This is a genomic window from Terrisporobacter petrolearius (assembly GCF_020748185.1).
Lineage (GTDB): Bacteria > Bacillota > Clostridia > Peptostreptococcales > Peptostreptococcaceae > Terrisporobacter > Terrisporobacter petrolearius.
The window spans coordinates 220,396-230,584 of the sequence record NZ_JAHZMO010000002.1 but is presented as its reverse complement, the minus strand read 5'-3'; the positions used below and the strand labels follow the sequence as shown (position 1 = coordinate 230,584).

Here is a 10,189-nt window from a genome sequence, read left to right as displayed (position 1 = left end):
GTCCATCATATAGGTTAAAGTCTAAACTTAATTATTTAGATAGTTCTTCTTCAGGTAATTCTTAAAAGTATATTTTTTGTACATAATTATTTTCCTCTTTTTATACAAATATATATTGCAATTTACATATAATAATGGAATATTAGAAAATGCTTATAGGAAAATATCTATAAAGAGTCTTCTTGACTATAATAAAAAATATATATTATTAACGTTATCATTGCCAATAATGAGTATGTTATGGGGGTATTTGTGTTCACACATTACTGAGCAAATGCCATATGGAAATGCTCCTAATATGGAACTTAGTAATATATTATTAATAAGTGCATTTACATTTCGTCCATTGATGGAGGAATTAATCTTTAGAGGTGTATATTTTAATATTGCATCTGATTATTTAGACATGAAAAATAATGTAGTTAAAAATATGGTAATAATAACTAATATTATATTATTTATGCTTTTACACACTGAGAATTGGGGTTATTCTAATTACAATATTATTTTATCAGTAATATCAAGTGCTCTTCCAAGATTAGTAGGCTCAATATCAATCACATATATTTATATTAAAACAAAGGATATAAAATACAATATTATTTTACATATGTTAAATAATTTCCTAGGTGTTATTATATTTTTAAACTAGATATGTACATTATTAATTGTAATTTAGGTAAAGGTTGTTGCATACAAAAAAGGTATACACAAAAATGTGTATGCCTTTTTTGTATGCAACAATTTTGCAACTTATAAATAGTAAAAATCATAACTTATATAAAAAATCTATAATAGATGGAAATTTATAGAAATATTCTATTTGAGGTAGAATTACTACTGTGATAGCATTAATAATGCAGTATTTTACAAAATAGGAGGGAAAGTAGTGAATATAGTAAAAAAAGTATTAATAGTAATCTCATTATTAAGCATGTCCATGATAACGGTTGCATGTTCTAGCACAGACAAAGAAGATAATAATGATATTAAAAGTATTAAGGTATCACAATTAAACGAGGAAATTGACAAAAAAACACAAGTAATAGACATAAGAGAAGAGTACCAATATATAGGTTGGGATAATAAAGAAGGTTCAGGTGGACACATAGATGGCTCTATAGATTTTCCAGCTTCTTGGTTAAACATAGAAAGTAATTCTTCTAAGATAGACATAGAGTTAAAAAGAAGAGAAATTGATAAGTCCAAAAAAACTGTAATATATTCAAACAATGAGGTAGATAAAGAGATATATAATAAATTTAAAGAACTTGGGTTTACGGATTTAAGTATACTAACAGGTGGATTTAATGAGTATGTATCAAAAAAATTACCTGTTGAAAAAATGAAAAATTATGAAACATTAGTTCATCCACAATGGGTATATGATTTGGTTGATGGGAAAAAACCAGATACATTTAAAGGTGGAGAATATAAGGTGGTAGAAATTGCTTTTGGTAAAGATAAGGGTGATTACAATAAAGGTCATATACCATCTGCAATTACAATTGACGATAGTTTAAATCATATACAAGGTGAAAGAATACTTCCAAACTATGATAAAATGAGTGATGAAAAGAAATTTAGTTATTGGAATAGACCTAAGGATAAATGGATAAAACAAAAATTGGAGGAAATGGGAATTACTAAAGATACTACTGTAGTTGTATATGGATTAAATACAACAGCAGCAGCTAGACTTGGTGTAGTTATGAAGTATGCAGGGGTTAAGGATGTAAGGCTTCTAAATGGTGGCAAAAAATTAATTAATAGTATGAATATGCCTTTAGAAAGTGAAGTTAATGAATATAAGCCTGTTAAAGATTTTGGTAGTGATGTTCCTCAAAATCCAGGAATTTTAATAGATTATGAAGAAGAACTTAAAATGGTAAATGATACAAAAAATTCTGTTATAGCTTCAGTTAGAAGTTTTGTAGAATACAAGGGTGAAAAAAGTGGTTATACTTATATAAAAGATGCTGGTGAAATAAAAAATGCCAGATTTGCATATGCAGGATCTGATCCATACAACATGGAAGATTATAGAAATATAGATGACACTATGTTTAATTATAATCTTATAAAACAAAGATGGGACAAGTGGGGTATAACTTCTGATAAAAATATATCTTTCCATTGTGGAACAGGGTGGAGAGCTAGTGAAACTTATTTTTACGCTTTATCTATGGGATACAAAAATATTTGTGTTTATGATGGTGGATGGTATGAATGGCACCTAAAAGAAGATTCTCCTAAAAAAGAAGCAGGTCTACCAGAAGATGCACCTGAGAGTGAACCTAATTCATTTTTTTAATAAAGGAATTTTATAAAATACATATGTTTTAATAATAAATATAAAAATTAACCCTATAGACTTATAAAGTGCTCCATTTATGATAAATAGTTGAAATTATAAACTGCTATCATGAAGGGGGCATTTTTTAGTAAAAAAAACTATTTATACATATTTAGGAATAAATACTGTAAAAAAATAGCAAATTTATAAATCTACCGGTTTTCTACCGAGACATTTATAGGAAAATTAATTATAATTTATTTGTAATAAACTTTATATGAAAAGGGTGGATAAGGTAGTTATGTGGATAAACTTGAAGGAAATAAGAATAAGTATAGGTTATTCCCAAGAGGCATTATCAGCCCGATCTAATGTTTCCGTAACAAATATATACATCATAGAAAACTATAAAAAGCTAGTAAAAAAAGAAACTTTAGATAGTGTGTTAAAACATCTTGGTGTAGAAATGTCTTACGATGAATATAGGGATGCTGTAAATGATAAATCAATTGAGCATCTGGGGGAATATAAGGAACTTTACAAAAACAAAATATCTAAATTAAAAACAAAAGTAGATAAGAAACTGCAAGAAGCAGAAGATTTATTGAAAAATGAAAAGTATGAAGAATCTTTAAAAATTTACTTATTATTTTGCAATATATTTGAACATGATAGCAGTTACTTATTAACATGTGCATTTCTTTATAAAAAATCAGGAAGATATCTTAAATCTATTAATTGTTGTAACAAAGTACTTAATAATGATAAAAATAATGTAGAAGCACAAAAGATTAAAAAAAGAAGTTTAGCATTATTGAAAGAGCTAAATTTACAAACAAAAGATAAAATAAAGAGCTACATAATAAAAGATTTACTAGAAAATCATAAAATAAATGAATTAAAAGTTTATATTTCTGAAGTAAAATCAGAGATATATTTATGTGTGCCAATTCTAAAATCAAATAATTAAAATATCATCAAAAAACTGTCATATTAATTTTAGTATGGCAGTTTTTTACATGTTAACAAATTATAGTTGAATTTACGTTGTTGATAAACTCTGGGATGAAGTTATGTCAACTCATTTAGAAAGTGTAAAAAATGTGTTTTTGAGCAACGGAGTTGCCTGAAGTGATAACGAAGGCATCTCGTTGGCGACATGAGCGAAGCGAATTTTTCAATATAACTTCTAAAAATATATTTTATAAACAGTTCAATTAATTACTCTATAATTTTATTAATAAATTTATAAAAACTAAGGAGGAAGAATTATGGAAGCTATGCACAACATTCAACAATTAGTACCAGTAACAATGAATGATAATGAGGAGGTAGTTATAAGCTCCAGAGACTTGCACAAATATCTTCATATCCAAACAAGATATAAGGTATGGATACTTAGAATGTTGGAATACGGATTTGAAGAAAATGAAGATTATCAAAGGGTTACACAAAAATGTGACACCCCAGGAGGAATCCAAAATCAAACAGATTATATATTGAAAATAGACATGGCAAAGGAAATTTGTATGATCCAAAGAAGTGAAAGAGGAAGACAAGCAAGAAAGCATTTTATTGAAATGGATAAGAAATTTAACTCACCAGAGGCTCTTATTGCCAGATTGCTACAACTAAAAAATAAAATGAAAAATCAAAACACATCACCATTTACAAAGAGTAATAGGAAAACTTATCCTACTATAAAAACTTCCACACACAAAAGTGAAATAAGCTCTATTGATTTGTCTACAAACTTTAGAGACACAGCAAAGATAATAGGTATTAGAGAAAACTTGTTTGTAAGCTGGCTACTTCTTAATAACTATTGTTACAGAGATGCATCAGACAATCTTAAACCTTATGCCCACGCCATGGAATACTTTACATTTAGATTTTATACAACACAACATAACCACAGTGGAATACAGACTATGATTAACTCAAAAGGAAGAGAAGTATTTAAAGCTTTATTAATAGATGAAAATGTAATTAATAATGATAATGTGATTGGAAATGAGAAAACAAAACTATTAAACTAAGGAGAATGAAATGGGAAAAAAATATTATTGGTTAAAAGTTCAAAGAAATTTTTTTAGACAAAAATCAGTGAAAAAGTTAAAGCAAAGTGAAAATGGAAATGAAAAGGTGCTTATATATTTGGAGCTACTTGCTTTATCTTTGGAAAATGACAACAAATTAATATTTGAATATGTGGAAGATACTTTTGCAAAAGACTTAGCTCTGGAAATAGATGAAGATCCAAAGTTAATAGAAGAAACATTGGAATATCTAAAAAAACAAAATCTTATAGAATGTGTAAGTGAAAGTGAATATGTTCTTTTAGAGACTTTTGAACTGACAGGTAGTGAAGATAAAACTACTAAACGTGTTAGAAAACATAGAGAAAATAAAAAAGATAATATAATAGAAGAAAATGAAACACACAGTAACAAAAATGAAACGCTATGTAACGCAGATGAAACACATGGTAACAAAAATGAAACGCTAGAGAAAGAGAAAGATATAGATATAGAGAAAGAGAAAGAGAAAGATATAGATATAGAGAAAGAGAAAGATAAATATATAAACAAAGAAAAAGCATGTGTGACTTATTTAAGTGACAAAACTAAAAAAATAAAAAATGGTGATAAAAACTTAAGCAAAATCACAAAACTTTATGAGTCAAACATAGGGCCTATTTATCCTGCAAATAGGGACTGGTTTATGGAAATATCACAACAAATTGAGGCAGACCTTTTTAACAAGGCCATAGAAATATGCATTGATAAGTCTGTTGTAACTCCGTCATACCTAAAAGGCATAATCAAAAAATGGACAAATGACAAGATATTTACTCTAGATCAGTACAAAGCTAAGGAAATGGAGCTTTTGAATAAAGAAAATAGGGTAAGTGGGCCTAAAAACAAGAAAATTTCCATAAAAAATCATGAGGATTATGACGAAGAAATTGACAAGGATTTGTTAAAAGAAATGAAAGAGCTTGAAGCTAAGCTTGGAGTAGTGTAGGGGGGAGCAGATGGATGGAAAACTACTTGAAAGAATGAAAAAACTAATGGAAAACTGCAAAACTGAGGAAGATAATTATGACTGTAAAAAATGCAGAGATTTTGGGTATGTATTTGAGAAAAACAGCCATAACTGTGAAGTTGCCATACCTTGCGAATGTTTAGCAAAAAAACAGTCACTAGAAAAATTGGAGAAGTGCGGTCTAAGTGAAGCTTTTAAGGAAAAAACCTTTAGCTCTTTTAATTGTGCAAAAAAATATCAAATTAAAGCAAGGCATAGGGCACTTAAGTTTTGCAATGACTTTACAGATAATAATTCATCTCTTTTAATTTGTGGTCGTCCTGGATCAGGAAAGACACATCTAGGAATAGCTGCCATGCTCAATTTAATAGACCAAAATGTTGGCTGTCGCTATGTGGAGTACAACTCCATGATTATGAACCTTAAACAATGTGTAACAGACGAGGAAAACTTCATAAGAGAAATGAACAAGTACCTAAACCCTAGAGTGCTTTTTATAGACGATTTTTTGAAGGGGAAAATCACAGCAGCAGATCTTAACTATATTTATAGAATCATCAACAGTAGATATTTAAAAAATATGCCCTTAATTATTTCAACAGAAAAAACTATAGATGAAATAATAAGCTGGGACGAAGCTGTGGGAAGTAGACTTGTGGAAATGGCAAAAGACAATATTATAACCTTTAGTGAAGCAAGTAATAACTACAGATTAAAAAACTATATAAACTCATATAATGCCTAGTAGAAAATAATTTAAATATATTTTAATAAAAAAGGAGGAGAAATTATGGATGTTTTAATAGATGATATACCTTATAACTTACACGCAATGGTGGAAATCATAGGAATGGGAAATTTTTTGAAACTAAGTAAACTTTATGGAGGAACTAATGTGTACATACCAGTTTATCACAGAGTAACTATGGGAGAGAGAAACAGAGAAATTGCAAGAACATATAACGGCAAAAATATTAACCAACTTAGAATGAAATATGGAATGACAGAGCTACAATTAAAAAGATTAGCGGGCAAATAATTCCTATTCAAATACTAAAACAAGCATATTAAAGCTGGGGAACTGTCATATTATTGGAATAATATGGTATAATATACTATGAATTAGATAATATATATTATTTGATTTTCATGTACATTACATATAAAAAGGGGGTGGAAGAGTGGGTATTGAAACTTTTCCTTGGATTTATTTTGTAGTTGTAGTAGTTATTGTAATTGGTTATTTTGGTGTAAGGAATTATAAAAATAATAAAAAGTAATAAACTACTATTTTGAGTATGTGAAAAAATTTGTAAATAACAAAACTCAACAGCCTCATATAATATTTAACTATTGTAGGAGGCTGTATTTTTATGGTAAAAAATAAAACAAAAGCCTTATAGGTTCTTTTGTACCTATTTTCAGCAACATTTGTACAAGTAAATATTATAATATGAATATATATAAAATAGATTGCATGGAGGAGTTAAGGTTATGAAAAACACGGTTATTGATGGAGATTATAAAAATTGCTTGATTAAATATGACAAGGGGAAATTAACATTAGAAAAGGAAAATTTAAATCTAGATATTTCCAATGATATAATAGAAGAATATAAATTAATACATACAATTCATAAAAGAAATATTTTGGATATAATTGCTAGGTTAGTTATAGCTATATGCTTAGCGGGACCTGTAGGGATTCTCGCAATATTTACATCAAATATGTATATATCTTACCATATTGTTAGTCTAGAGTTTAAGGACGGTAAAAAAAGTCTGCTAAAAATAAATAATAGACTATATGAAAAATTCATAAATTTATTGAATGATATTTAAATGTATATTGAGGCATGAAACAGGACTTTAAATTGTAAATATCATAAAATTAGGTAGATAAGATTTATCTACCTGATTTACAACATTACTATCTAAAGTTTATTTTAAGACTCATCAAAATCTTTATATAGACTATATTTATCATTTAAAACATGATAAATTCTTTCCATATCTTCTGTGTACAATGCTTCAACAAGATCATCATATGTAAAGCTTACTCCTATGCCACAATTGGAACTTATTTTTCTAGGAACTGGCGAAGTTTCGTTTGAAATGTTTTTTCTATTAAGCAATCTAGAAAACTTAATTGCTCCAGAATGAGTAAAAAATGTAGTAAAGTACTTCATTTTATTTTGTACCTGTTACTAGAAAATCATCATCTTCTATTTTTTCTATACTTACATTGTAGCCAGCGTTTTCCATATATCTTTTTACATTCATACAAGCTGTGTTATTATCAACTAATACTTCAACACCATGAACATTTTCTTCCAATGCTTTTTTTGTTATAAGAACTGGTTGAGGACAAGAATATCCTCTTGCATCTACTTTTTTAGCCAACTTTAACATCTCCTTTCTCTTTTACCTTCGCTTTTCCTATTTCTGAACTAAAGTATGATATTAATCCAAGAACAACAAAACATATTATAACTGCTATTTGTCCATTTGGAGTTGGACCTTTTGGAGATGCTGCCAGTTTGAAGTTGTGAGCAAATGCGCCACCTACTAACAGTCCAAGGATTGTAACAACAGAATCAATATTTCCTTCTCCAGCTAATACTAATTGTCTCATAGGACAGCCACCTAGAAGAATTGACCCCCATCCAACAACTATCATACCTAAGAAATTCCATAATCCATCATTGTGAGCAACTGGTTGTTGGGTAAATCCTGGTGTGAATAATCCAAATACAAGATTTCCAACAAAAGCTGCTACTAGCATTGCTAAAAATCCAAGTATTAAATAAGAATCTTTAAATAATATTAAGTCTCTTATTCCACCAACCATGCAAAGTCTAGTTCTTTGGCATATGATACCAACTGCAAGACCTATACCTAGTGCTACAAAGGCTGGTGCATGTTGTGAACCTGGTCCCTCTTTTGAGAATATTAATAATGTAGAAGATGTGATTAACATTACAAATAAAACCACATTTATAATTGGAAGAATATATCCTTCCCCCTTAGTTTGTTTATAATTTCGCTTTAATGAGAATCCCCTATTTAAAAATACTATTCCTATAACTATACCTACAGCAAACCCAGCTATACCAAATATAGCATTGAAATCACCGCCAGCTAATCTTAGTACCATTCTTGTAGGACAACCTAAAAACATTAGTGCCCCAATCATTATCATAAATCCTAAGCAAAATCTAATAAAAGGTGAAGACCCTCCACGAGATGCAAATTCTTTTTTAGTAACAGCTATTATAAATGCTCCCAGTATCATCCCCATTATTTCTGGTCTTGCATATTGTACTATTCCTGCACTATGTAGTCCTAGTGAACCGGATATATCCCTTATGAAACATGCTATACAAATACCCATGTTCTTTGGATTGCCTAAGAGCACAGAAACTACAGCTAATAAACCTATAATAGCTCCCCCAATAATAATATTTCTTTTTTCTTTCATATACTACCCTCCTAAAATTACAATAATTATTTCAATTAATATGGTATCACAATAGAATAGGAAATAAATGGTTTAGAAGCAGTATGCAAAGATTCAATATAAGTGTGGTAATTATAGGAAAAAACTATAGGCATTTTATATATAAAGAGTGCTATATTAAATTTGAGAGATAATAATAGGAGGGTATTAATGAGAAAAATTTATTGTGATAATGGAGCTACATCTTATCCAAAAGCGCCTTTAGTTGGTGACTCCATGATTAATTATATAAATAATATTGGTTGTAACGTAAATCGAGGGGCTTATTCATCTTCATATGAGGCAGAGAACATAGTCTACGAAACTCGAGAACTATTATGTGAATTATTTGATTTTGACAAAGCTGAAAATGCAATAATAACTGCTAATATTACAGCTAGTTTAAATATGGTACTAAAGGGACTACTTTGCCCGGGGGATAACGTTATAGTATCATCCATGGAACACAATGCTGTTATGAGACCTTTAAGCTCGCTAGGAAAAAAAGGTGTGACAATTACTAAAGTTCCTTGCAACTCTTTAGGTGAAATAAACATAAAAGATATTCAGTCATCTATAACCCAAAAAACAAAGGCAGTAGTTATGACTCACGGATCTAACGTTTGTGGAACTTTGCTTCCCATAAATGAGATTGGTCAAATTTGTAAAGATAATAATATAATCTTTATTGTGGATAGCGCTCAAACTGCTGGAATAGTAGATATAAGTATGAAAAAAAGCAACATTGATATACTATGTTTTACTGGTCACAAAGGTCTTCTTGGCCCACAAGGAATAGGTGGGTTTTTGATTAGAGATGAAATTGTACCTTTAGTAGATTCTCTTATTGAAGGTGGGACAGGAAGTTTGTCAGAAGAAGAAATTCAACCTACATATATGCCAGACAAATACGAAAGTGGAACTGCCAATATTCCTGGAATATACGGTCTAAATGCATCTTTAAAATACTTAAAAGAAGTAGGAACTAAAAATATATATGAAAAAGAAATGTGTTTAACAAAAAGATTTATAGATGGTATTTTATCTATAGATGAAAGTTTATTAGTAGGTAAAAAACATACAGAAAACAGAACTGCTGTAGTTAGTCTTGATTTTAAAGATTTGGACAACGGCATAGTCTGTCATCAGTTGGACAAGACTTATAATATTCAAACAAGAAGTGGTCTTCACTGTGCTCCATCTGCTCACAAAACTCTAGGAACTTTTCCAAATGGTACAGTAAGATTTAGTTTTGGACATTTTAATATAGTAGAAGATATTGACTATGTACTTGAGTCAATAAGAAATATAATAAGTAGTAAAAGTCAGATATAATAATACAAAAA

At 29.1% G+C, this 10,189-nt stretch carries 12 protein-coding genes; 9 read left to right on the top strand and 3 right to left on the bottom strand.

Features of this window, described 5'->3' with window-relative positions; all coding sequences use genetic code 11:
* Window positions 1-298: 298 nt before the first annotated feature.
* The 8 genes from K0040_RS02535 to K0040_RS02500 all read left to right on the top strand — a co-directional run bounded on the left by K0040_RS02535 (window position 299) and on the right by K0040_RS02500 (window position 7,186).
* A complete protein-coding gene (locus K0040_RS02535) occupies window positions 299-652 on the top strand; it encodes a CPBP family intramembrane glutamic endopeptidase (protein ID WP_228107399.1) in 354 nt (117 codons plus the stop codon).
* A 237-nt stretch (window positions 653-889) separates the two neighbouring features.
* Window positions 890-2,314 (top strand): sulfurtransferase, encoded by a 1,425-nt coding sequence (locus K0040_RS02530; protein ID WP_228107398.1) that lies wholly within the window; start codon window positions 890-892, stop codon window positions 2,312-2,314.
* A gap of 283 nt (window positions 2,315-2,597) precedes the next feature.
* Entirely contained in the window at window positions 2,598-3,266 is a 669-nt protein-coding gene (locus tag K0040_RS02525) for a helix-turn-helix domain-containing protein (RefSeq protein ID WP_228107397.1), read from the top strand.
* A 301-nt stretch (window positions 3,267-3,567) separates the two neighbouring features.
* The gene (locus K0040_RS02520) at window positions 3,568-4,335 is read left to right on the top strand and encodes an antA/AntB antirepressor family protein (protein ID WP_228107396.1); all 768 of its coding nucleotides are present in this window, start codon (window positions 3,568-3,570) and stop codon (window positions 4,333-4,335) included.
* Between the two features lie 10 nt (window positions 4,336-4,345).
* Window positions 4,346-5,323, top strand: coding sequence for a phage replisome organizer N-terminal domain-containing protein (locus K0040_RS02515; RefSeq protein WP_228107395.1), 978 nt, complete (start codon window positions 4,346-4,348; stop codon window positions 5,321-5,323).
* A gap of 10 nt (window positions 5,324-5,333) precedes the next feature.
* Window positions 5,334-6,089 carry an ATP-binding protein gene (locus K0040_RS02510; protein WP_228107394.1) on the top strand — a complete coding sequence of 252 codons (756 nt, stop codon included), beginning with the start codon at window positions 5,334-5,336 and terminating at the stop codon, window positions 6,087-6,089.
* A 45-nt stretch (window positions 6,090-6,134) separates the two neighbouring features.
* A complete protein-coding gene (locus K0040_RS02505; RefSeq protein ID WP_228107393.1) occupies window positions 6,135-6,383 on the top strand; it encodes a Mor transcription activator family protein in 249 nt (82 codons plus the stop codon).
* A gap of 455 nt (window positions 6,384-6,838) precedes the next feature.
* A complete protein-coding gene (locus K0040_RS02500) occupies window positions 6,839-7,186 on the top strand; it encodes a hypothetical protein (protein ID WP_228107392.1) in 348 nt (115 codons plus the stop codon).
* A 104-nt stretch (window positions 7,187-7,290) separates the two neighbouring features.
* On the opposite strand, the gene K0040_RS02495 is transcribed toward K0040_RS02500, so the two are convergent.
* Genes K0040_RS02495 through yedE form a run of 3 tightly spaced genes read right to left on the bottom strand, consistent with a single transcriptional unit; the run spans window position 7,291 to window position 8,825 of the window.
* Window positions 7,291-7,533, bottom strand: coding sequence for a putative Se/S carrier protein (locus K0040_RS02495; protein ID WP_148556557.1), 243 nt, complete (start codon window positions 7,531-7,533; stop codon window positions 7,291-7,293).
* Between the two features lies 1 nt (window position 7,534).
* Window positions 7,535-7,756, bottom strand: coding sequence for a sulfurtransferase TusA family protein (locus K0040_RS02490; RefSeq protein WP_074916122.1), 222 nt, complete (start codon window positions 7,754-7,756; stop codon window positions 7,535-7,537).
* Window positions 7,740-8,825: a YedE family putative selenium transporter gene (yedE, locus tag K0040_RS02485; RefSeq protein WP_074916124.1), complete on the bottom strand. Its 1,086-nt coding sequence runs from the start codon at window positions 8,823-8,825 to the stop codon at window positions 7,740-7,742. The genes K0040_RS02490 and yedE overlap by 17 nt, the downstream gene beginning before the upstream one ends.
* Window positions 8,826-9,014: 189 nt before the next feature.
* Between yedE and K0040_RS02480 the strand changes: the two genes are divergently transcribed.
* Window positions 9,015-10,178: an aminotransferase class V-fold PLP-dependent enzyme gene (locus tag K0040_RS02480; protein ID WP_228107391.1), complete on the top strand. Its 1,164-nt coding sequence runs from the start codon at window positions 9,015-9,017 to the stop codon at window positions 10,176-10,178.
* Window positions 10,179-10,189 lie beyond the last annotated feature (11 nt).

What these genes read in the sequence shown, in the direction of transcription:
- K0040_RS02535 (WP_228107399.1), top strand. Translation starts at nt 299, where the DNA reads ATGGAACTTAGTAATATATTATTAATAAGTGCATTTACATTTCGTCCA.
- K0040_RS02525 (WP_228107397.1), top strand. Translation starts at nt 2,598, where the DNA reads ATGTGGATAAACTTGAAGGAAATAAGAATAAGTATAGGTTATTCCCAA.
- K0040_RS02520 (WP_228107396.1), top strand. Translation starts at nt 3,568, where the DNA reads ATGGAAGCTATGCACAACATTCAACAATTAGTACCAGTAACAATGAAT.
- K0040_RS02515 (WP_228107395.1), top strand. Translation starts at nt 4,346, where the DNA reads ATGGGAAAAAAATATTATTGGTTAAAAGTTCAAAGAAATTTTTTTAGA.
- K0040_RS02510 (WP_228107394.1), top strand. Translation starts at nt 5,334, where the DNA reads ATGGATGGAAAACTACTTGAAAGAATGAAAAAACTAATGGAAAACTGC.
- K0040_RS02505 (WP_228107393.1), top strand. Translation starts at nt 6,135, where the DNA reads ATGGATGTTTTAATAGATGATATACCTTATAACTTACACGCAATGGTG.
- K0040_RS02500 (WP_228107392.1), top strand. Translation starts at nt 6,839, where the DNA reads ATGAAAAACACGGTTATTGATGGAGATTATAAAAATTGCTTGATTAAA.
- K0040_RS02495 (WP_148556557.1), bottom strand. Translation starts at nt 7,533, where the DNA reads ATGAAGTACTTTACTACATTTTTTACTCATTCTGGAGCAATTAAGTTT.
- K0040_RS02490 (WP_074916122.1), bottom strand. Translation starts at nt 7,756, where the DNA reads ATGTTAAAGTTGGCTAAAAAAGTAGATGCAAGAGGATATTCTTGTCCT.
- yedE (WP_074916124.1), bottom strand. Translation starts at nt 8,825, where the DNA reads ATGAAAGAAAAAAGAAATATTATTATTGGGGGAGCTATTATAGGTTTA.
- K0040_RS02480 (WP_228107391.1), top strand. Translation starts at nt 9,015, where the DNA reads ATGAGAAAAATTTATTGTGATAATGGAGCTACATCTTATCCAAAAGCG.